Consider the following 20,578-nt stretch of genomic DNA (forward strand, 5'->3'; position numbering starts at 1 on the left):
TAGGTGAAAATATGCTTCCTTTCAGAGAGCGCTTAGCATCTCTCAAAATCATTCAACTGGTGGTCTCCGCCTATCAGAAACGAATTGTACGCCTGATCATTCCGGTAGTTATTATTACCCTGGTCGTGTGGCTGGGTAGCCGGGAGCTGCAATCCATTAATCCGGGACGTATGCTGAACGAGCTGCGGGGCTTATCGTCTGGCTCCATCGTCTTCATGTTCATATTCTCGCTGATTGCTGCTGCTGTCATGAGCTCCTATGATTTTGTGATTCGACGCCATTTCAAGCTGGAGGTCACCCGCTGGGCAGCCTTTCGGTATGGATGGATTGCCAACACCTTCAATAATGCCTTTGGCTTCGCCGGCTTTACAGGAGCGGGCTTGCGGGCTTTGCTGTACAAGAAGAGCGGTGTACCACTCAAGACCATTACGACTGCGGTCATCTTCCTGTCGCCTATTGTAATTATTGGTCTGTCTCTACTGGCATGGGCATGTATTCTGCATATTCTACCCGTAGGTGCCATGCTGCAGGAATATTCCTGGCTTCGCTGGGCTGTATGGGGGATGGCAGCGTACTTTCCAGTATTTATGCTGCTTCAGCGCACCCCCATGTTCGGCAAATGGTTCAACAAAGGTGAGGGACAAATTCCGTGGAAGACCATTCTGGCCTTCCTCCTCTCCTCGTTGCTGGAATGGCTGTTCGCAGGCCTTGCGTTTGCCGTGGCCGCACTTCAGATTCTGGATGGCCTTCCAATCGACGCCTTGATCGGTATCTATGTTGTGGCGGCTATTGCCGGCATTATCAGTCTCGCACCAGGCGGTCTGGGCGCGTTCGATGTCACCACACTGCTTGGCCTCCAACTGCTGGGGGTAGACGCGGATCGTGCTGTCACCGTCCTGCTGCTCTTCCGACTGTTCTATTTCGTCATCCCTTGGCTCATCGGAATGGTGCTAGCAGCTCTTGAAATGATGCCCGGACGGGAGAAGCTCGGAGAGCTTGCCGGGGCTGGCTGGACCTATTCGCTGAACAAATGGCAGCGATTCTGGGGCTGGCCTGGGCAGTTCCGCTTCTTGGCCGACCTTAGCGTATGGGCACTGAGCAAGCTGGTGCTGATCGCCGGCGCAGTCTTGCTGCTATCTGCTGCTGTACCTGGTCTGCTATACAGGCTTCGCTGGGCCGAGCATCTGCTGACGCTACCGATCATGCGGCTGTCCCACGATATTTCCGTCATGATCGGGATTATGCTCATTGTGCTGTCTCACGGCATATCGCTGCGGATCAAGCGAGCACTGCGGCTGACACTCGTGCTACTCCTTGCCGGGGCCGTCTTCACCTTCGTGAAGGGACTGGATTTCGAGGAGGCGAGCTACCTGCTGTTCGTCGCCTTGATGCTGTGGCTGTCCCGCTCTCGCTTTTACCGGATCGGAGCACCGCTGCGGAGGACGAATCTCTTCATCTGGGGAGGTATATCAGTCCTTGTGACCGGAGTTTACCTCTTGATTGGGGCTGGTGGCTATCGTTATTTCTCACACTGGCTGCCGCAAGGTATGAACTCGCATCTGTTCAATGACCCGAATCGAATCGTGATTACAGCGGTCCTCAGCCTGCTGTTCGCCTGGATTTTCTTGACGATGTATCTGGTGCTTCGCCCTCAGCGTAGTAAATCCGAGCAATTGGATGAGGAAGCATTGGACAAGCTGGAGCAATTCCTGGAGGACGAGGACGGTCATCTGCTGACACACATGCTGTTCCTTGGCGACAAGCATCTCTACTGGGCCTGTGATGGCAACGTATTGATCCCTTACGCACGCAGCCGTAACAAGCTAGTCGTGCTCGGTGATCCATTGGGTCCCCGCGAGCAGATCAGCCGAGCTATACAGGAATTCCAGCAGTATGCGGATCGCTACGCCCTGCTCGTGGTATTTTACCAGGTGTCCCCAGACTACTTGCCCATCTATCACGAGAATGGATACCGCTTCTTCAAGCTGGGGGAGGTGGCTCTTGTCAAGCTGGAGGAATTCACCATCTCCGGGAAGAAGAACACGCCACTACGGACCGTCAGGAACCGTTACGACCGGGAGGGCTATTCCTTTGCCATGGTGCATCCTCCATTGACCCCATCCCTGCTGGAGCAGCTTGAGCATGTATCATGCGAGTGGCTCAAGGGACGCAAGGAAAAGGGCTATTCTCTCGGCTGGTTCCAGGAATCTTATCTGTCTCGTGCACCAGTAGCACTCGTACGCAATCCAGATGGGGATATTATCGCATTCGCCTCTCTCGCGCCAGCCTATGACGGGGATGACAAGATCGCCATTGATCTCATGCGGCATCTACCTGATGCTCCGAATGGCACGATGGACTATCTGTTCACTCATGTCATGGAATGGGCGCGGGAGGAGGGCTACACGACCTTTAGTCTCGGAATGGCGCCACTATCCAGCGTCGGTCAGAACGAGAAAGCTCTGCGTGAAGAACGCATGGCACGGCTGGTCTTTCAATATGGTGGTAACTGGTATGGATTTCAGGGACTCAGGCGGTATAAGGAAAAGTTCAATCCCTCGTGGGAGCCACGTTATCTGGCCTATCCCTCCTCGGTGTCATTGCCCATTCTGACCGCTGACCTGCTGTATCTGGTCTCTAAAAAGATGAAATAGCACCAAAAGAGGGACTGCCTCCGTTCACCACCGTTAGTGGCGACGAGGCAGTCCCTCTTCGCATATTATTTATTATTTATATTATTTATTACTTATATTATTCGTTAACCAGATACGCTTGGTCAGGAATATGACGTTTCTTAGAAGCTGCCGCGTACAACTACGTCTTCCAGTGGCAGACGACCCGATGGACGAGCAGGCTCCAGTGCTGTTCCTACTGTGATCAGCATAACTGGAATGTAACGCTGTGGAATCTGGAAGCTCTCGATCAGCTGTGCTGGATTGAAGCCGCCCATTGCGCAAGTGTCATAGCCAAGAGATTTGGCAGCCAGCATGATGTTCTGTGCAGCCAGAGAAGCATTCAGGATCGCAGAATCACGCGCTACCTGCGGATTTTGATAAGCTCCGTTAATTTGTCCTACCAGCGCATCACGCACTTCAGCAGGCAGGAAGCCATTATCAACAGCCTGGTCATAGATAAATGTATTGCGGTTAGCCTCAAGATCACCAAGGACAGCAATCGTCACACTGCTATCTGCAACCTGGCTTTGATTGTAAGCGATTGGCAGCAGCTTCTGCTTGTCAGCCTCACTTTCAACCACGAGGAATTTCCAATGCTGAAGATTCCAAGCAGATGGAGCTTGGCCAGCAGCACGCAGGATCGCTTGCAGATGCTCTTCAGGAAGAGCTGCATCCTTTACATATTTCTTGACAGCATGACGCTCGCTAATGACACGCAGCGTCTCGTTATGTTCAATGTTAGACATGGTTCACACTCCTAAAAATATATATATTGTTTTCGCGAATCAGCGACAGCGAGCTCCTCGTCCACGGATCTCCGAAAACTACCTCAACCCAGCAAGGATGCACCATGACTCACGGCTCACGTAGTCTTCGGAAAACCAGCAAATGTAATTTTATTAGTTACAACTAATAATGTCAAGCATAGCTTTACATAATCAGGTGATCCTAGATATGATATTAACAGATTCAAATAATATCGGCTCATTAAGGAATGTTATCCTACTTCAGGAAGAGCCAGATTATACTATATAAAGGGGATTTTTTATGCTTGGTTACAAGAAAAGCGATCTGGTTCTCTTCGGTGCATGGGTCGTCGCATGTATCGCCACACTAGGGAGCCTGTATCTCAGTGAATATCTGGGGTACGAGCCCTGCAAGCTCTGCTGGTATCAGCGTATTCTGATGTATCCACTCACCGTGCTGCTAGGGATTGCCTATTTTCGTGGTGATACGGGTGTTCGGACCTACGTGCTGCCACTGGCAGGGATCGGCGCAGCCATCTCAACCTATCATGTCATTATTCAACGGATTGCTGCTTCCCGTGCTTCTGCACCTTCAGGTGGTACCGCTTGTGGGCGTGTCTCCTGTGAGAATGACTATTTGAACTGGTTCGGATTTATTACTATCCCGATGCTGGCCTTGATTGCCTTCATCATGATTATTGGCGCCATGCTGTACCTGGTTAGAACAGAACGCAGTGGCAAGAACTGATCATTGGCATTCCAAGAGTAACTGTATATTATAACCAGCAAGGGTTATACTGTAGTCTGTTACATAACCTGCTCTCATATTCTGTATAACCACGCCGAAGAGTCATTACAGTTCAATCACAGCTGAATGGACATCGACTGCGAGCATCAGGCCTACTAAATATGGTATACTATTGTAGTTAAAATTCAAGATATCAACAATACGTCATAAAAGCAACTGTATCTCCAGAAGGAGGTTCCTGCATGTTTCAGATTAACCCGACTTACCTGCAATATGGCGCTACGTTTGGCATGCTTACCATTGCGCTGATGGCTATTTTCATACGAATGAAGGTCGGACACCGTCCGGTGAACAGCAAGACCATTATTATGCCCCCTGTAGGCATGGCGACAGGATTTGCGATGTTTGTCGTACCGGATGTGCGTATCCCGCTTTTATGGGCGCTTGCTTCGTTCTTGATCGGATGGTTCATTTTCTCCTATCCGCTCATTCGCAGTACTCGCTTCGAAGTACAGCAGGGTCAAGTCTTTGTTCAGCGCTCGCGGGCATTCTTCTTCATTCTGCTTACGCTACTAGCTGTGAGACTGCTGCTGCACGAGCTAGTCTATATGTACATTTCCATTCCACAGACGGCAGGTGTATTCTTCATTCTCGCCTTCGGTACACTGACCCACTGGCGACTCTATATGTATAAGGAGTATCGCAAAATCCAGCCAACTGCCCCTGCTGATCCGCCTTCGCGGAAGGAGATGTAGCTGGTAAGGAACCATGACGGTCCATTAACAACATACGACGAACAACATGAGGCAGTCATCGAGAGATGGCTGCCTCTTTTATGTAATGGATTTGAAATCGCTCTAAGCAAGAGCAGAGTGTATCCGCTCGAACCACACAAGCATAATTGCCGAAAGGGGACGAGTACATGGGCCGCCTAAAAAGATTCTTGCTTTTCTTAATACCCTTCACGATACCCTTTTTTGTATATTGGGGATATATGGGCTTTATAGCCATTAAGATGAATGAGTATGAGAGGCTTACGGAAGATTACCTGTATCAAGAAAAGCTATACGCCCAGCGTGAGGTCGATTCCATCACAAGTATGCCTTCCAAAGGCGGAAAGTTTGGTATACATATACTTGTTCGTTTAAATGATGAACCTGATATTGTTTATTACTACGTTATGGATTCAAAAACGGATAAGCTCCGCCAAGTCTATGCTATGAAAGATAACTCGACTGTTGAAGGACTCCATAGTGAGACACGGTAAATCACATACTCACTTATTATGGATTCGCTTACATTCCAATCATTAGCTACCCATGCGCTTTTCATAAATAAATAGACCGTTTTCTTCTTTGGTTTTGACATAACCACTTTTCTCATAAAAATAATGATTACCAACACTCCAATTCGGAGTATCCAGCCACCATTTTTGCGCCTCAGGGTACTCAGCTTCTATTAGCTTGATCACTTGGTAGCCTATCCCTTGGTTCTGATGCTTGGGATCAATATAGATTCTCCCCAGATTATATACAAAATTGCTACCCACAAAAACGATAACACCACCAACAATTTCACTATCTTTTACGATCTTATAGTAATGTCCCTGTTTCATAAATTCAATTTGTGATTCTTTAGAATCGTAGCCATCAGGGCCACCTGGCTCATGATTAAAGGTTCTTGACTCGTCATCAAAACTGTCTTTCTGAATTTGAGCTAATAGCTCAGAGTCATCTACAATGGCTTTTTCGATAAAAACACTCATCCTCTTGCCCCTTCCATCTCATTTTAAAACAAACAAGACTAGCCATATCGGTTAGTCTTGTTCATCATACGATTACTGCTCCGTCAAAATTACAGGTCCATCTGCAGTAATCGCAATCGTGTGTTCATATTGTGCGGATAATCCGCCATCCAGTGTGCGCGCTGTCCATCCGTCCTGATCAATCTTACAGCGATAAGTGCCTGTGTTCAGCATCGGCTCGATCGTAATGACCATTCCTTCCTTCAGGCGCGTGCCGCGGTGTGGAGGTCCATAGTGAGGAACCTGCGGCTCTTCATGCATCTTCTCGCCAATACCATGACCGATGAAGTCACGCACGACGGACACGCCCTCTGCTTCGGCAAATACCTGGATAGCATTAGAGATATCGCCGATGCGATTGCCGATCACAGCCTGCTCAATCCCTTTGTACAGGGATTCCTTCGTCACATCCAGCAGCTTGCCAGCCTGCTCGGATACGTTACCCACGGCATAGGACCAGGCCGAGTCTGCGAGCCAGCCATTCAGGTTCACAACCATATCAATCGTTACGATATCGCCATCCTGCAGTGGTGTCTTGTTCGGGAATCCGTGGCAGATCACATCATTCACCGATCCACAGGTAGCATACGGATATCCATTATATCCCTTCTGCTCAGGAGTAGCTCCATTCTTGCGCATGAAGGCTTCCGCGAAAGCGTCGATCTCCATCGTGCTAATGCCTGGACGAATCAGCTTCGCAATCTCCCTGTGGCAGGCTGCGAGAATCTCTCCCGCCTTCTTCATATGTTCTATCTGTTCTTTCGTCTTCAAAATAATCATCAGGTGGTCTCCTTAACATGGTTAAAATGCAAATACAGCTTCCTACGCTTGTAGCCTACTGTATATTGTATCTCGAAACGACAAGAATTGAAACGTTGTTGGCCTGGCTTGCAGTCAGAAAGTACAAAAGCTTATGATAATTGTAACTTTCCATAATATAAGCTAGACGGGACCTTTGAGAGGAGGAAACAGCTTGACCGCACCACAATATATGATTGGCGTAGATATCGGAACTACCAGCACCAAGGCCGTGCTTTTCGAGGAACAGGGACGTGTCCTTGCCCAGCATCATGTCGGATACCCACTAGACACCCCCGAGCCTGGGGCTGCCGAGCAGGACCCGAAGGCTATTCTGGAGGCTGTATTAACTGTGACCAAAGAGGTTATGGACAAGAGCAAGGTTGCCCCTGAGTCTGTTCTCTTCGTATCCTTCAGCTCAGCCATGCATAGCATTCTGGCTGTGGATGCAGACGGCGAGCCCCTCACAGCCTGCATTACCTGGGCAGACAATCGAAGTGCCGATTGGACCCGCGTCCTGACTGAACAATTGAACGGGCATGAGATCTACAGACGGACTGGAACACCGATCCACCCTATGTCTCCATTAACCAAGCTAATGTGGATCACTCGTGATCTGCCAAAGATCGCTGAACGCGCCTCTAAGTACATTTCCATCAAAGAATATATATTTGCCAAGCTGTTCGGTGAATATGTCATAGATCATTCCATCGCTTCTGCTACAGGAATGCTGAATCTGAAGCAGCTCGATTGGGATGCCGAAGCCTTGGCGGTAGCTGGCGTTACCCCGGACCAGCTCTCGAAGCTCGTACCGACGACTCATGTTATGAAAGGGCTTCAACCAGACTATGCCAAGCGCATGGGACTGGACCCATCCACTCCATTCGTCGTTGGAGCCAGTGACGGGGTACTCTCGAATCTGGGCGTGAACGCCACCGAGCCAGGGGTCGTGGCTGTCACTATCGGCACCAGTGGCGCCATTCGAACCGTTGTAGACGAGCCCGTCACGGACCCGAAAGGACGTTTCTTCTGCTACGCTCTGGCAGAGGGCAAATGGGTCATCGGTGGACCTGTCAACAACGGCGGCATCATCTTCCGATGGATACGGGATGAATTCGCGGCTTCGGAGGTCGAGACAGCCAAGCGGCTAGGACTAGACCCATATCATGTACTGACGAAGATCGCTGAGCAGGTGCCTGCTGGGTCAGAGGGGCTTTTGTTCCATCCTTATCTATCGGGTGAGCGTGCTCCACTCTGGAACCCGCAGGCGAGGGGCTCTTTCTTCGGCTTAACGTTGCGGCACAAGAAGGAGCATATGATCCGCTCTGCACTGGAGGGCGTACTGTTCAATCTGTACAGTGTAATGCTTGCCATGGAGGAGGTCATTGGTCGTCCTGCATTGATTCATGCCACGGGTGGCTTTGCCCGCTCGGAGCTGTGGCGGCAGATGATGGCTGATATTTTCGACCAGGAGGTCGTCATTCCTGAGAGTCTGGAGAGCTCCTGTCTCGGAGCAGTCATTCTGGGGCTGTATGCACTGGAACGAATTCCGACGCTGGATGGAGCAAGCTATATGATGGGCACCACATATCGGCACAAGCCTGTTCACAGCCATGTCGGGGTATATCGTGAGCTGCTGCCAATCTACATTCGCCTGTCCCGCAAGTTCGAGGAGGAATACAGCGAGCTAGCCAGCTTGCAGAATCGCCTTACCCAGGAGGCCGCGAAGCAGTAGCACAGTTGATGGTGGGGTAGTTTTAAAGGGTAGCGTGAAAGCATCGTGGACATGAAGAAGCGTAAAGGCTCGACTTTTAGCTTGCCAAAGCTTGAAACCATACCGGGACACGAGCCGTATATGATGAAAAGCTAAAATTTTAAATACAAGGAGTGTCGAATATATGCTACGCAAAATAATAAACAAGCTTCTTCATTCCACATCCTCATCCTCGCACAAACGCCATTACAGCAGCAGCTCCCGCGGAAAACAATATAAGCGGTATTCGAGCAGCGATCATGGCAGAGGCTATAGACGTAAGATGTCTTCTTCGGATCTGAAATACGGTAATCGTTCACACGGTCAGGATTACTACAAGAACAGACACAGACGCTATTCCAGCTCATAAGCTGTCAAAGGTTATGCAGCTATAAGGCTAAAATGCTATAAGGCTATAGCGCAATAGCGCATTAGCCTCTAAGCACCACCTTGAGAGCTTAACCTTCAAGCAGCAGTAACTGAACAACAATCTTTGAGGAAAATTCGATGAGCAATAACATCTAAAGCGAGCAGTACAGCAGCAGCCCTCACCCATGATCCTACCAGGTGAAGGCTGTTTGGCTTGATTTGATCTAGGGCAATCAAGGTACTAGTGTCATACTCTCTCCATCATAGATCATGCTACCTGCAAAGCTATTGAAACTGAACGTGAGCGGCTGCTTGTATTGCTGATCGTTCAGAATGATGATGAGAGAGTCCTCTTCTGTAGTTCCTCTAGCTCCTAAGTCCATATTAAAATCGTACTTCTGTCCATTCGCATCTGCCCAATCAAATGTTTCGAATGAATAGGGTGGAGAACCTTCGAGCTTTAGAGAAACCCATTTCTTCCCCCCCTCCTCGCGAATAACACTACTCTTGATTCGGTCATCCGAAGTGTACACCTGTTGATTACGCTCCGTATCCAGCTTGACTTTGATATCGGTGCCAAACTTGAATCTCATACCTCCTATCGTAAATCGCATAGGCGTAGCTTCCCGATACCAACTGCCTGGAAAATAAATCGTATGCTGTCCGCTACTGTTGTCTATATCCTGATACATATGCAAAATCTCGCTAAACTGATGATCCTTACCGAGCTGCAATCGAGGATCGAGCAAGTGATACGTTGGCCGATTCTTGACATCAACCTCCCGAATCTTCACATCCGTGCGAAGTGGGGTCTGCGTAAAGCCTTCAAGCACATATTCCTTATCACCGATCTTGAATGGCTTCTCGATCATGGCCTCTCGGTGCAAGTCAACGAATCTGCTCTGGTCCAATTGTACCTCCGTCTCGAACCATCGCCCATTATGCAATCCGCCAGTCTTGCTCTCTTCCTGAATATATCCCGTTAGCCTGAATTCAGATGGTACATATTCTCCTGTTGGAAAGTCGAAGGCAATCTTATTTTCCTCCGTTATGATCTGACCCTCCATCATATATGGCATATAGATAGCAGATGTGGGCTTGCCGTCTCGAGCCAGAAGATGTAGCTTGTTATTCTCAAGGATCACCTTATTTGAGGTAGATGAGCTAGTCAGATTGTAGAACACAATCACACGCTGTGAATCGGCAATCGCACCATCAATCTGCATAACATATGGTCCAGACTCCAGCGTCTGATTCAATGACTGATATAATCCATGCTCGACAGCCTGTAACAGGGTACTATCCTTCTCCACAAGCTTCTGCACATACGTCGGAAGTGCAGCTACAGCATCCGAGGAAGCTGGCTTGGCAGGCTCCCCCTGCGGCATATAGTATAGTGAGGCCAAGATAGCCAGACAGATCGCAATGCCTGCCCCACCCCATCTCAGGATATAAGCAAAGCGGCGACCACGTTTTCGCTCCGCCGCCTGTCGCAGCCCTTGCTTCATCGCTTGTTCCAGCTGAACCTCCTGAATTCTTCTTTCCGCCAAACGGCTGTCTTCGAAATATCTGCGCAGCTGCTCCTCATGCTCTCCCATGCTGCACCTCACCTCCAGTCTCCAGCTTGCCCTTCATGAGCTTCAATCCCTTGTACAACCAGGTTTTTATCGTTCCTTCGGGCTTGTCTAATACTCTGGCGATCTCCGGGATCGTCATATCCTGATAGTATTTCAGCACGAGCACATCTCTGTACTTGGGCTTCATGTGGGCCAGAGCCTCCTGCAAATCAAGCTTGCTGTCGCTAATCATTTCGCTCGTCGTCTGACTCTCATGATTGAACAAGGGCTGGAATCGCTTGCGTCGCTTCAGCTCATCGGCACAAATATTCATCAGGATGCGGATGAGCCAAGGAATCATGGTCTCTGGCTCCCGCAGGCCACCACATTTGAGCCATCCCCGGCACACGGTCTCCTGAAGGGCTTCCAGGGCATCAGCCTCAGAATGCAAGTAGCTATAGGCAATCCCGTACAAGCGTCTTCTATGCGCAGCAATCAATTGCTGAAATGCCTCTTCATCCCCGGCACAGGCCCTCTCTGCAAGCTGCTTTTCTTCCACTAGCTCCATGATGCAATACTCCTCTCCATTCGCATGCTATGAACTCGGCCGAATCTTATCATGCTATTAAAGAGACTTCACAGTCCCGTAGAAAGTTTTGACTAATGCGTTTTTTTCTTCCACACATGACAAAACACCCTTGGCCTGCATCGGCTTCATCCGATACGGCACAAGAGTGTATTGGACACAGAGATCACGTAACTCAGTGACTGGTACTCGAATTAAAATAGTTCGGTCGACTAGCAGATGAATAACATTTGCGCAATAATTACCAGCAGAATGAACAGGACAAGAATGGCGCCTGTAGAGGTAAATGGTCCTGGACAATACCCATAGCTAGGCCCGTAGGAACCTCCTTTATCACCCCCGTACGCCGGCCCAAATCCCATATTATTCGCTTTACCGCTCATGCACAGCACCCCTTTCGCTCATTTTCCATACCATCCTATGTAGACGATCCTATAAGCGTAAGGGACAATATCCCATTTTCAGTGAAATTCGCCCGCTAGTTGGGTGTGCAGTTGCTGTAGATCATGGCGCAATTCAAGCGTATCCTCATAGCAGGGGCCTAATTGCAGCAGACGCTCCAATATATGACGAGTGCCTTGATGCAGCTGCAGCTCCTGCTCCCAGCCTGCAGGCGGCTGCTTCGGTGCAGATGACTGCGACTTTGTAACCTCGACCGTCTCATACGACGTATAAAGCAGGAACAACAGATGATGTCCCAGATCGTAGAGATCACTCTGAATGACTGGGAGACGTCGCTGTGGATCCCGCTCATTTAGTAGCTGTTGAATGGCCGCTGTAGCTGGCTCTTCCCCACTCGGCAAAGCGAGGCCAAAATCAATCAGATACAGGTCCTCGCCATGCAGGATGACGTTAGGAATCCTCAAATCCATATGCACAAAGCCACGCTCATGCACATACTCCACCAGCTCCAGCAGGGACAGCATATAAGATACGCATTCCCGTTCATTGAATTGGTGCTGCTCCTGAAAGATCAATTCCTCCAGATTGCGACCTTCGACAAACGTTGTCACTATATATTGTCGCTTTTTATAAGCAAAGGCTGCCTTAAGTGCAGGAATACGCGGGTGCTCCAGCTGACTTAAGGCAGCGGCCTCCTGCTTCAGCAGCAACTCTCCTCTTGCCTTCTTGCTTGGTCGGGCTTGCTTGAGCGCATAGATCCGCCCATCCTGCTCGTCAGTACACGCGTAGGTCAGGCCATAACTACCCTCACCCAGCAATTCATGTATTTTGTAGCGGTCGGCAATGATCTCCCCCGGCTCACAAGGATAATCCTGCCATGCCTCAATGCTCCTCCGTATATATCCTAAGACCACTGTTCCTCCTAGCGTAAGAGGATGGACTGTCGCCATCTTTACAGCCCCATTATATCATTAGCCAGCAGACCTATGCCTCCCTGCTCTTGCGCGGCACCAGACCCAGTAGAGCAAAGATAGAGCTGCGGGTCTTCTTTTTACGACCTTGGTACGTACGTAGACTGGTGATCAGCTGACGATCACGCTCCTCCTCCGTCCTTTCCTTGATCCAATTCTTCTGCTCCTCCAACTGGGCAGTCAGCTGGCTATTCAGCTGTTGCAGCTGTAGCTGTCCTTCCTCCAGTTCCTCAATACGGCGATACAGCTTGTCCCAGTCCGGACTTACAGCCTCATGGCGGAGAGATATTTGCTGCTCTGTTTGCGGTGTTTGCGGTGCCTGCGCTGGCTGATCTGAGCCCCCAACCTGATCGGACTGCATGGATGAACCCGACTGTATAGGTTGACCTAATGGTAGTCGCTGACCTGATGATAGTGGCTGATCAGACTGCAGCACGGAATTTGACTGCAGCTCCCCGGCGGCTGATTCCACATGAGCGTCCTGTCCTAAAGTTTCGTTCAATTCGCTCCGCAACAGTGAAGGCTGATCCTCCTCCATTCGTTCTGCCTTCCCTTTACCCGTGTACTCCTTCTCGGATGTTGCCGCTGTGACTGCCTCCACAAGATACCTCAGCTCATCGCCCTTTTCGGCCCTTTTGGCCGAATACAGGAGCAATGCCGGCTCTTCCTCCATCCCACTTGTCACGCTCAACCCTACGCTCCCTGAATTATGAATATCGTATGCTGCACGCTCTCCATCTTCCGCGAACAAAGCTTGTTCCACAGCCTCTGACAGCAGCAAATTATTTTCCCTCAATGCCGTCTTCAGCAGCCTGAACCGTTCCATATCCTTCTGCGAGAACATTCTGGACTGGTTCGCCGCTCGCTCAAAGCGGTACCCCTTCTCCTCCATTGCAGCAGCGTACTTACGAAGCGTACTTGTTCCTACGCCAAGCTTTCTGGCGATATCGGCGGTTGACTTCAGCTCTTGCATTCGTAATCCCTCCTGAATCTATAATGGATGCAGCCTTCTGACATGACGGCTCGTCTACCGAAGGGTAACCTCGGCATTTCGCAATGTAATTCCAATTCGCTTTTAGAGCGGCGATCTCCTTTGGCTGAATTTTTCTAATATTGAGGATTACTAAGAACTTTTGTCGTTCGCGCATTCGTCAGTTTTCTTATCATGAAATGATCAAAAAACTGTCGGTTTTATCGCTTGTTCACCTGTATTTTTCTGGCATGAAATGTTTTAGGATAGAAATATCTATAATTCAATTGCATTATGTGAAGAAACGTGACGTATACCTGGGCTTTTGCATAGACTATATTAAGAAGGATGTTCATCCACATAGGAGGCTGTATCGAATGAAAGGGAAAACGCGTAAAGTGGCAGTGATCGGTGCGGGGATGGTAGGCTCCAGCTGTGCCTATTCCATGGTGAATCAGGCGGTATGTGATGAAATCTTGATTATTGACCGTTCCAGCGACCGGGCTCTCGCCCAAGCACTTGATCTGTCCCATTGCATGGATTTTACCCATACTCGAACCAAGGTCTACCCAGGCACCTGCGCTGATTGTACAGATATGGACGTAGTGATTCTGACGGCTGGAGCCAACCCACAACCAGGGCAATCCAGACTGACCGTCCTAGAGGCAACAGCTACCATCATTCAAAATGTTGTTCAAGAGGTGATGGACAGTGGCTTTCAGGGGATATTCGTAATTGCCTCCAATCCGGTGGATGTCGTAACCTGTCTTGTGCGGCAGCTCTCAGGCTTCCCACGCTCCAAGGTCATTGGCACCGGTACATCCATTGACAGCTCCCGCTTAAAGACACTGCTCTCGGAGGTATTTGCCATTGATCCCCGCAGCGTCTCCGGGTACGCATTAGGTGAACATGGCGAATCACAGTTCGTCGCCTGGTCGCACGTCACTATTGGCGGCAAGCCTATTCTTCATATCCTACGGCAGCATCAGGATCGGTTCGCTCATGTGGACCTGGAGGATATCGAGCGCAAGACGCGGGATGCTGGCTGGGAGATTTTCACCCGTAAGGGCTCCACTCAGTTCGGAATTGGAAATGCACTGGCCTACATCACACGCTCCATCCTGAACGATGATCGCAAGATTACAGCCGTCTCAGCGGTGCTCGAAGGAGAATACGGCCATTCCGGGCTTGCCATCGGGGTACCGGCGATTATTGGCGGGGCGGGAATTCAAGAGGTCGTAGAGCTGGAGCTGACAGCGGAGGAGCAGGTCAAATTCAATCAATCCTGCAATATCATCCAGCAAAGCCTCGACCAACTCTCTGTCGTGTAATCACTTCTTCAAAATAGACCGCCGCCCCTGAGAAGTTGAGCGGATCGAAGAGCCAATAACGCTCACAGATCATCTCATCCCGGGGCAAGCGGTCTTTTGTTCACGTGCACATTTTTCTTACTCACACTTTACGAATCGCTTCATACAAGTTAGATGTAAGTAGCATGTACTCCTGACCTGTGTAGCTATCCTAATAAAATCTCAAGCAACCAGCTACAAGCCGTTTCAACGCTTCATCCTGTTAGCGTGCACCGACATTCGTACCAGCTGGCGTTCCGGACCCAATCAGATCACTGCCTGTTGCCAGCTTCAAGAAGTTGCCAAGCTGCAGGGAGCCATCTGCACTCCGAATGACCGAAGGACTGAGGCTGGCAAAGTCCTCTGCACTCACGACCAAGCCTTTGGCATTCGTGCTCTTCTTGTTCTTCCACCATACGTTAGAGCTATCGGTATCCGTACCACTAGTCTTATCGCTGCTTCCACCATTGAACGACAGATTGTTAGTAAAGATATGCGTTCCATTATCAAACGCAAAATTGCTTTGCCCGTTGGCCCATGAAGTATTATTCTTCATGCTGATGCTGCCCGGATTGCTGTTGAAGGTGAAGCCGTGCTTCTTATTCTGGAAGGCAATGCTGTTGGTAACGATATGATCAACACTGATCTTCTCCCCGCCCAGCTTGAAGCCGTTGCCATCACTGTTGGAGGTCGAGGTACCGTCCTCTGTGTGTCCATTCTGATAGGCGATACTATTGCGGATTGTGACTGCGCCGATGGCGCCCGTATCCGACTTGGAGTAGAGATCCCATCCATCGTCTACATTATATGCCGCCAAGCACTCATCAAAGACATTGCCTGGGCCAACAGTCAGCTTAGCTGCGAAGCCGTCTGCATCCTCACCATCATCTGGATCAAAGTTATTGTGTGAATAGGAACGAATGACTTCATTGTAGCTAGGCCACTCACTCTTGGCTGCGGTTGAGCTGTAGCGGGCGATTTGAATCCCTGTGTCACGATTATGATGCGCTTCTATATTTTCGAGGCGGTTATAGCTCCCCCCGATGAATACTCCATTATCTCCGGCTCCCTTGACCTCCAGACCCTTCACGAGCCAATAGTCGCCAAATAATTGTAAGCCCCGATTCGCCGAAGCGAATTCCTGAGCAGAGAAATCAAGAACAGGCTTCTCGCTTCCATACGCTACGAGCCCCTTACGGCTACCGGATGTACCACTATTCCCGCGCTCAACGGTAATCGTCTGTCCATAGCTGTACGTGCCTCCACGCATATAGATCGTTTTGCCAAGTGCAATCTGGGTTAACGCTGCCTCCAATGTCATTGGACTGCTTAACGTACCCGGATTGGTTGCGCTTCCATTAGGAGCTACATAAAGATCCGTAGTAGCCAAGCTGATGACTGCCTCCTCAGGCTGTGCCTCCGAAGCCAGTACATAAGATGGAGATGCATGGTAAGCGCTTCCAGCAATGAGAGCCGCAACAACCCCTGTGATTACTGTAACCGAAGACCATTTCGATTTGGAACGGGTATGGGCTCGTCCTGCACTTGCAGTGTTACGATTGGATTTGATTGTACTCAATGGATATTCCTCCTTTGAATTATGAATCATGTCAATCCTACGGCCGTCTCCACGCTCTTAGCTCCCGTAAGAGCCTCTCCCCTCCTTAATGGTCGATTGGGCGCTGCTTGTACACAACCACTGTAATACGTGAGCAGCCTAAAGCCTGTACACAAGTACATCATACACAGATCAGGTATTATATTCCAGTGCTTTTTCTTACATTCGTCCTAAATTTTTGTTTTTTTTTGGAATTTGGAGCACAATAGATGTCGTATGCCCGGCATACTTCTTCTAACCTGTTACAAAGAACAGGGCTTGCGGGTAATGATTAGCTAACCTGTTACCCAATCCTCCAACCCAAAAGGAGTGAATGACCATGCTACTGGAGGCAGTACACCATGATCCGAAGCGCAACTGGGCTTTTGGATATGATGAGAAGACCATCTACCTTCGTCTGCGCACGAAAAAGAACGAGATGACTGAGGTTCATGCGCTAACCAGAGATAAGTATGACTGGGAGCGGACGCGTGAGCTCATCCCTATGTACAAGTTCGCTACCGACAGCCGATTCGATTATTACGAATGCAAGGTCCAGCCACGCCACCGTCGTCTGAAATACAGCTTCCTCCTGTGCTCGGGAGAAGAGCAGCTATGGATGGTTGAGCATGATTTTGTAACAGAAGAGCCTGAGAATCCTGATCGCATGTTCCAGTATCCTTTTCTCAACCCTATCGATATTCTCCGACCACCTGCTTGGGTCAAGGATGCTGTGTTCTATCAGATCTTCCCGGAACGCTTCGCGAATGGCGATCCCTCCATTAATCCTCCGGGGACAGAGCCCTGGGGCGGACAGCCACGGTTCGACAACTTCTTCGGCGGGGACCTGCAAGGCGTGCTGAATCATCTGGATTACCTGGAGAGCCTTGGCATAACAGCTATCTACTTCACTCCTGTGTTCCAGGCGACGACCAATCATAAATACGATACCGAGGATTATATGAAGGTGGACGCCCACTTCGGCGATGCCGCTCTGCTGAAGACGCTGGTGGATGCGTGCCATGCGCGAGGAATCCGGGTGCTGCTGGATGCCGTGTTCAATCATTCGGGCAGGACCTTCGCTCCGTTCGTGGATGTGCTGGAGAAGGGAGAGGCCTCCTCCTATAGAGACTGGTTCCATGTACATAGCTTTCCCTTGACTGTAAATGATGGCATACCTACCTACGATACATTTGCACTGGAGCCGATGATGCCCAAGCTGAATACAGAGCATCCCGAGGTGAGGAGATATCTGCTACAGATGGCCGAATACTGGACGAGAGAGATCGGCATTGATGGCTGGCGCCTGGACGTTGCCGATGAGGTAGATCATGCCTTCTGGCGAGCCTTTCGTACGACCGTGAAATCCATTAATCCCGAGGCTTATATTCTGGGAGAAATGTGGAATGATTCTGTCGAGTGGCTGCAGGGTGATCAGTTCGATGCCACGATGAACTACCCTTTTACTAGATCGGTTATTGATTTCTTCGTGGATAATAAGACAGATGCTGAGCAGTTCGCCTTCTCCATCGGCAATCAACTGGCCCGCTATCCTCGTCAGGCCGCCGAGGTTGCCTTCAACCTGCTGGACAGTCACGATACTCCGCGCCTGCTCACCTTATGCAAGGGAGACACCCGGCTCATGAAGCTCGCGGCGCTCTTCCAGTTCACCTATCTCGGTACACCATGTATCTACTATGGTGATGAGATTGGCATGGATGGCGGGGCAGACCCGGATTGTCGGAAATGCATGCAGTGGGACGAGGAGCTGCAAGATCGTGAGCTGTTCTCCTTCTATCAGGAATTGATTCAGATGCGGCACGAGCACCCTGCTTTGCGTGCTGATGGAAGCTTCCGCTTTCTAGAGGCGAAGGCGGGAAGTGGCTTAATTGTCTACGAACGTCGCTCACACCAAGAGCATCTCCTGATTCTGCTCAACCGTGAGAACCATCCGCAAGCAGTCAGGGTAGCATTAGAGGCAACAGGTGCTGCACCTCTGAAGCCACGATATGGCTATTCGCAGGGAGTCCTCCATGGTGACATTCTGGAGACGGAATTGCCGCCCTTCGGTTACGCAGTATGGCAAGGCGCCTTGTAGATCGTTAGAGGTGATCAGGCCTACCCCACGAATCTCTGATCCGATAGGAATGTAAGCCGGATTCAAGAGCTACCAGGAGCTCCGTACTTGCAGTTACCATTTGAGGAGCTCCTTACTACCATTTGAAGAGTTCCTGACTTGCATCCGTCCTTCTCTCCTCTAACCAAAGCAAGACCGCTGCCCATGGTATGATGACCACTGGCACGGTCTTGTTCTTTTACGTTATCTCAAGATTCTTTACACGTTCCCAAGATTAGTTCTGGCATCCTTGACTCATTCTGTACATCTGGGAGCTCGGGCGATAGGTCTAAGTTCAGTTTGTGTGTCTCGTGCTGTATATGTCTGTCTCTTGCTGTATATGTCTGTCTCTTGCTGTATATGTGTGTCTCGTGCTGTATGTTGTGTCTTATGCTGTAGATGTGTGTCCCAGTTGTATGTCTATGTCCTATGCTGCAGGTATGTGTCTTTTTCTGTATATGTTGTCTTGCTTCACTGTTCGTTAAAAAATGTGCCGCCTGCACATTCTGTCGCCAGAGCTCGAAGCTGGGTCAGCCCATCTTCCCTGAGACAGGTACCCTTCCCATCATGCTGTATGAGACTGCTCCCCGGCATAACGCTCATATGCCTTACACATGTCGGCGGATGGCTCCACGCCAAGCTCTTCATATAGCAGCGCAGAGAAGCGCTCATAGTGCTGGATCAGTGCTGTATGATTCCCCATCTCATCGTATATTCGTAGCAGCTCGGTACATACCTGCTCGGAATACGGCTCCTTCTCCTGAAGCTGCAAGAGACGCTGGGCTGCCTTTCTGGAGTGTCCTGTACGGTGCTCTTCACGGGCTCGTAGCAGCATTCCCTCCACATAGAGCTCTCGCAGCTCCTCCTGACGGGAGTAAGCCCATACATAATCATGCTCCTCCAGATAATGTCCGCGGTACTGCTGTAGCGCACGATCCAGCTGTTCATAATTCTCCTGGCCCTCAGGTGCGCCGCGAAAGGCTTGAACGGCCTGCTCAAATGCATCCACATCTGTACTCCAGTGTCCTACATTCAGACGATAACGGTCCAGATTAAATTCAAGCCGGATGCCCTCCAGCCATTCCTTCAGCATTTTGCGGATCTGGTAGACGGTGGTGTGTAGATGCACGACAGCCTTATCCATTGTATATTCCGGCCACAGGTCGTCGAGAAGCTGCTGCTTGTTCACCCATTCTCCCCGTTGCTGAACCATATAGGCGAAAAGCTCCTGGGACTTTAACGTCCTCCATTTGAAAGGTTTACCGTCCAATTCCTTCGGTGCAGACCCGGCGAGTGACGTTAACTCAAGGCGTTGGAAGCAACGCACATCCGGTTCGGCCACCAGCGGCTCCACAGGCTGAGCCGGGCCCCTGCTTACGATTCGGTCAATCGTCTTGCCGAGCCGCTGAGGATGCACAGGCTTAAGCACGTAATCCAGTGCTTGCAGCTCAAAGGCTTCGATGGCATATTCTGAATATGCTGTGATGAAGACGATCTGAGCTCCTAGTCCAAGCTGCTCAATCCATTCAGCCGCCTCCAGTCCATTCATTTCAGGCATACCGATATCCAAGAATATCACATCTGTGTGGGCTGAGCTCAAGTGCTCTATTCCCAGCTTGGCAGAGGTGTATTTGCCTGCGACTGTCAGCCGCCCGTCGTTCTGTAGGAGTCTTTCCAGTTGATTCAGCGCCGAACGCTCATCATCAATCAGAATAGCCTTCATAAGCCTTCCTCCCTGCTGTTGTTCTCGTTATAATAGTCGGCTTTCCGGCAAAGAGCTGCGCTTGTCCAGCAGCCCAATAGTTCTTAGTAGACGGTCTGCTGTCAGCGGCTTCAATATATAGTCCACTGCCTGCTTCTCAAAGGCATGCAGCGCATAATGGCGACTAGCTGTCACAAAGACAATCTCCGCCGCACATTTCGCCCGAATAACATCTGACATATCCAATCCAGAAATGCCTTCTAATTCTATATCGAGAAAAACAGCGTCAGGCTTTAGAGCTTCTACCTCATTTAATGCAATTTTGGGGTTACTTGAGCATCCAACGACTTGAGTCTCAGGCATATGCCCAAATATATCCTTCATTCTGCGCATATGATCTTCATCGCAATCCAGTAAGTATATCTTCAGCAAGCGT

The 20,578-nt window shown here is 50.0% G+C and carries 18 protein-coding genes; 7 read left to right on the plus strand and 11 right to left on the minus strand.

The features are described 5' to 3' along the window. The first annotated feature begins 11 nt into the window (after positions 1 to 11). The gene (gene mprF, locus D328_RS0121695; RefSeq protein WP_018887150.1) at positions 12 to 2,654 is read left to right on the plus strand and encodes a bifunctional lysylphosphatidylglycerol flippase/synthetase MprF; all 2,643 of its coding nucleotides are present in this window, start codon (positions 12 to 14) and stop codon (positions 2,652 to 2,654) included. 140 nt (positions 2,655 to 2,794) lie between these two features. Here mprF and D328_RS0121700 read toward each other — a convergent pair whose 3' ends face one another. After that, a complete protein-coding gene (locus D328_RS0121700) occupies positions 2,795 to 3,421 on the minus strand; it encodes a nitroreductase family protein (protein ID WP_018887151.1) in 627 nt (208 codons plus the stop codon). A 301-nt stretch (positions 3,422 to 3,722) separates the two neighbouring features. Between D328_RS0121700 and D328_RS0121705 the strand changes: the two genes are divergently transcribed. The 3 genes from D328_RS0121705 to D328_RS0121715 all read left to right on the plus strand — a co-directional run bounded on the left by D328_RS0121705 (position 3,723) and on the right by D328_RS0121715 (position 5,436). Beyond that, entirely contained in the window at positions 3,723 to 4,169 is a 447-nt protein-coding gene (locus D328_RS0121705; protein ID WP_018887152.1) for a disulfide oxidoreductase, read from the plus strand. Between the two features lie 242 nt (positions 4,170 to 4,411). Beyond that, positions 4,412 to 4,924 carry a CcdC family protein gene (locus tag D328_RS0121710; protein ID WP_018887153.1) on the plus strand — a complete coding sequence of 171 codons (513 nt, stop codon included), beginning with the start codon at positions 4,412 to 4,414 and terminating at the stop codon, positions 4,922 to 4,924. 167 nt (positions 4,925 to 5,091) lie between these two features. Beyond that, positions 5,092 to 5,436, plus strand: a complete 345-nt coding sequence (locus tag D328_RS0121715) for a hypothetical protein (RefSeq protein ID WP_018887154.1) — start codon at positions 5,092 to 5,094, stop codon at positions 5,434 to 5,436. 42 nt (positions 5,437 to 5,478) lie between these two features. Here D328_RS0121715 and D328_RS0121720 read toward each other — a convergent pair whose 3' ends face one another. Both D328_RS0121720 and map read right to left on the minus strand, forming a co-directional pair. Then, the gene (locus D328_RS0121720; protein ID WP_018887155.1) at positions 5,479 to 5,934 is read right to left on the minus strand and encodes a GNAT family N-acetyltransferase; all 456 of its coding nucleotides are present in this window, start codon (positions 5,932 to 5,934) and stop codon (positions 5,479 to 5,481) included. A gap of 72 nt (positions 5,935 to 6,006) precedes the next feature. Beyond that, positions 6,007 to 6,753, minus strand: a complete 747-nt coding sequence (gene map, locus D328_RS0121725; RefSeq protein ID WP_018887156.1) for a type I methionyl aminopeptidase — start codon at positions 6,751 to 6,753, stop codon at positions 6,007 to 6,009. Positions 6,754 to 6,946: 193 nt separating this feature from the next. On the opposite strand from map, the gene gntK reads away from it, so the two are divergent. Then, the gene (gene gntK / locus D328_RS0121730) at positions 6,947 to 8,506 is read left to right on the plus strand and encodes a gluconokinase (protein ID WP_018887157.1); all 1,560 of its coding nucleotides are present in this window, start codon (positions 6,947 to 6,949) and stop codon (positions 8,504 to 8,506) included. Between the two features lie 620 nt (positions 8,507 to 9,126). On the opposite strand, the gene D328_RS0121735 is transcribed toward gntK, so the two are convergent. From D328_RS0121735 to D328_RS30435, 5 genes are all read right to left on the minus strand, one after another. Further along, positions 9,127 to 10,491 carry a DUF4179 domain-containing protein gene (locus D328_RS0121735; protein ID WP_018887158.1) on the minus strand — a complete coding sequence of 455 codons (1,365 nt, stop codon included), beginning with the start codon at positions 10,489 to 10,491 and terminating at the stop codon, positions 9,127 to 9,129. After that, positions 10,478 to 11,017 carry a sigma-70 family RNA polymerase sigma factor gene (locus tag D328_RS0121740; RefSeq protein ID WP_018887159.1) on the minus strand — a complete coding sequence of 180 codons (540 nt, stop codon included), beginning with the start codon at positions 11,015 to 11,017 and terminating at the stop codon, positions 10,478 to 10,480. Before D328_RS0121740 ends, D328_RS0121735 begins: the two co-directional genes overlap by 14 nt. Before the next feature lie 230 nt (positions 11,018 to 11,247). Beyond that, entirely contained in the window at positions 11,248 to 11,418 is a 171-nt protein-coding gene (locus D328_RS31110; protein ID WP_018887160.1) for a hypothetical protein, read from the minus strand. Positions 11,419 to 11,496: 78 nt separating this feature from the next. Continuing rightward, the gene (locus D328_RS0121750; RefSeq protein WP_081625331.1) at positions 11,497 to 12,387 is read right to left on the minus strand and encodes a serine/threonine protein kinase; all 891 of its coding nucleotides are present in this window, start codon (positions 12,385 to 12,387) and stop codon (positions 11,497 to 11,499) included. A gap of 34 nt (positions 12,388 to 12,421) precedes the next feature. Then, the gene (locus tag D328_RS30435) at positions 12,422 to 13,381 is read right to left on the minus strand and encodes a MerR family transcriptional regulator (RefSeq protein ID WP_018887162.1); all 960 of its coding nucleotides are present in this window, start codon (positions 13,379 to 13,381) and stop codon (positions 12,422 to 12,424) included. A gap of 374 nt (positions 13,382 to 13,755) precedes the next feature. Between D328_RS30435 and D328_RS0121760 the strand changes: the two genes are divergently transcribed. Continuing rightward, positions 13,756 to 14,709 carry an L-lactate dehydrogenase gene (locus D328_RS0121760; protein ID WP_018887163.1) on the plus strand — a complete coding sequence of 318 codons (954 nt, stop codon included), beginning with the start codon at positions 13,756 to 13,758 and terminating at the stop codon, positions 14,707 to 14,709. Between the two features lie 241 nt (positions 14,710 to 14,950). Here D328_RS0121760 and D328_RS0121765 read toward each other — a convergent pair whose 3' ends face one another. Continuing rightward, positions 14,951 to 16,219 (minus strand): right-handed parallel beta-helix repeat-containing protein, encoded by a 1,269-nt coding sequence (locus D328_RS0121765; protein ID WP_407667811.1) that lies wholly within the window; start codon positions 16,217 to 16,219, stop codon positions 14,951 to 14,953. Between the two features lie 445 nt (positions 16,220 to 16,664). Between D328_RS0121765 and D328_RS0121770 the strand changes: the two genes are divergently transcribed. After that, positions 16,665 to 18,422 (plus strand): alpha-glycosidase, encoded by a 1,758-nt coding sequence (locus tag D328_RS0121770; protein WP_018887165.1) that lies wholly within the window; start codon positions 16,665 to 16,667, stop codon positions 18,420 to 18,422. A 583-nt stretch (positions 18,423 to 19,005) separates the two neighbouring features. Here the strand turns inward: D328_RS0121770 and D328_RS0121775 are convergent. Together D328_RS0121775 and D328_RS0121780 are read right to left on the minus strand one after the other, a co-directional pair. Beyond that, positions 19,006 to 20,163, minus strand: coding sequence for a response regulator (locus D328_RS0121775; protein ID WP_018887166.1), 1,158 nt, complete (start codon positions 20,161 to 20,163; stop codon positions 19,006 to 19,008). A gap of 27 nt (positions 20,164 to 20,190) precedes the next feature. Next, entirely contained in the window at positions 20,191 to 20,574 is a 384-nt protein-coding gene (locus D328_RS0121780; protein WP_018887167.1) for a LytR/AlgR family response regulator transcription factor, read from the minus strand. Positions 20,575 to 20,578 lie beyond the last annotated feature (4 nt).

It is taken from the genome of Paenibacillus massiliensis 2301065 = DSM 16942, from assembly GCF_000377505.1.
Taxonomy (GTDB): Bacteria; Bacillota; Bacilli; order Paenibacillales; family Paenibacillaceae; genus Paenibacillus; species Paenibacillus massiliensis.

What these genes read in the sequence shown, in the direction of transcription:
- mprF (WP_018887150.1), top strand. Translation starts at nt 12, where the DNA reads ATGCTTCCTTTCAGAGAGCGCTTAGCATCTCTCAAAATCATTCAACTG.
- D328_RS0121700 (WP_018887151.1), bottom strand. Translation starts at nt 3,421, where the DNA reads ATGTCTAACATTGAACATAACGAGACGCTGCGTGTCATTAGCGAGCGT.
- D328_RS0121705 (WP_018887152.1), top strand. Translation starts at nt 3,723, where the DNA reads ATGCTTGGTTACAAGAAAAGCGATCTGGTTCTCTTCGGTGCATGGGTC.
- D328_RS0121710 (WP_018887153.1), top strand. Translation starts at nt 4,412, where the DNA reads ATGTTTCAGATTAACCCGACTTACCTGCAATATGGCGCTACGTTTGGC.
- D328_RS0121715 (WP_018887154.1), top strand. Translation starts at nt 5,092, where the DNA reads ATGGGCCGCCTAAAAAGATTCTTGCTTTTCTTAATACCCTTCACGATA.
- D328_RS0121720 (WP_018887155.1), bottom strand. Translation starts at nt 5,934, where the DNA reads ATGAGTGTTTTTATCGAAAAAGCCATTGTAGATGACTCTGAGCTATTA.
- map (WP_018887156.1), bottom strand. Translation starts at nt 6,753, where the DNA reads ATGATTATTTTGAAGACGAAAGAACAGATAGAACATATGAAGAAGGCG.
- D328_RS0121735 (WP_018887158.1), bottom strand. Translation starts at nt 10,491, where the DNA reads ATGGGAGAGCATGAGGAGCAGCTGCGCAGATATTTCGAAGACAGCCGT.
- D328_RS0121740 (WP_018887159.1), bottom strand. Translation starts at nt 11,017, where the DNA reads ATGGAGCTAGTGGAAGAAAAGCAGCTTGCAGAGAGGGCCTGTGCCGGG.
- D328_RS31110 (WP_018887160.1), bottom strand. Translation starts at nt 11,418, where the DNA reads ATGAGCGGTAAAGCGAATAATATGGGATTTGGGCCGGCGTACGGGGGT.
- D328_RS0121750 (WP_081625331.1), bottom strand. Translation starts at nt 12,387, where the DNA reads ATGGCGACAGTCCATCCTCTTACGCTAGGAGGAACAGTGGTCTTAGGA.
- D328_RS30435 (WP_018887162.1), bottom strand. Translation starts at nt 13,381, where the DNA reads ATGCAAGAGCTGAAGTCAACCGCCGATATCGCCAGAAAGCTTGGCGTA.
- D328_RS0121760 (WP_018887163.1), top strand. Translation starts at nt 13,756, where the DNA reads ATGAAAGGGAAAACGCGTAAAGTGGCAGTGATCGGTGCGGGGATGGTA.
- D328_RS0121770 (WP_018887165.1), top strand. Translation starts at nt 16,665, where the DNA reads ATGCTACTGGAGGCAGTACACCATGATCCGAAGCGCAACTGGGCTTTT.
- D328_RS0121775 (WP_018887166.1), bottom strand. Translation starts at nt 20,163, where the DNA reads ATGAAGGCTATTCTGATTGATGATGAGCGTTCGGCGCTGAATCAACTG.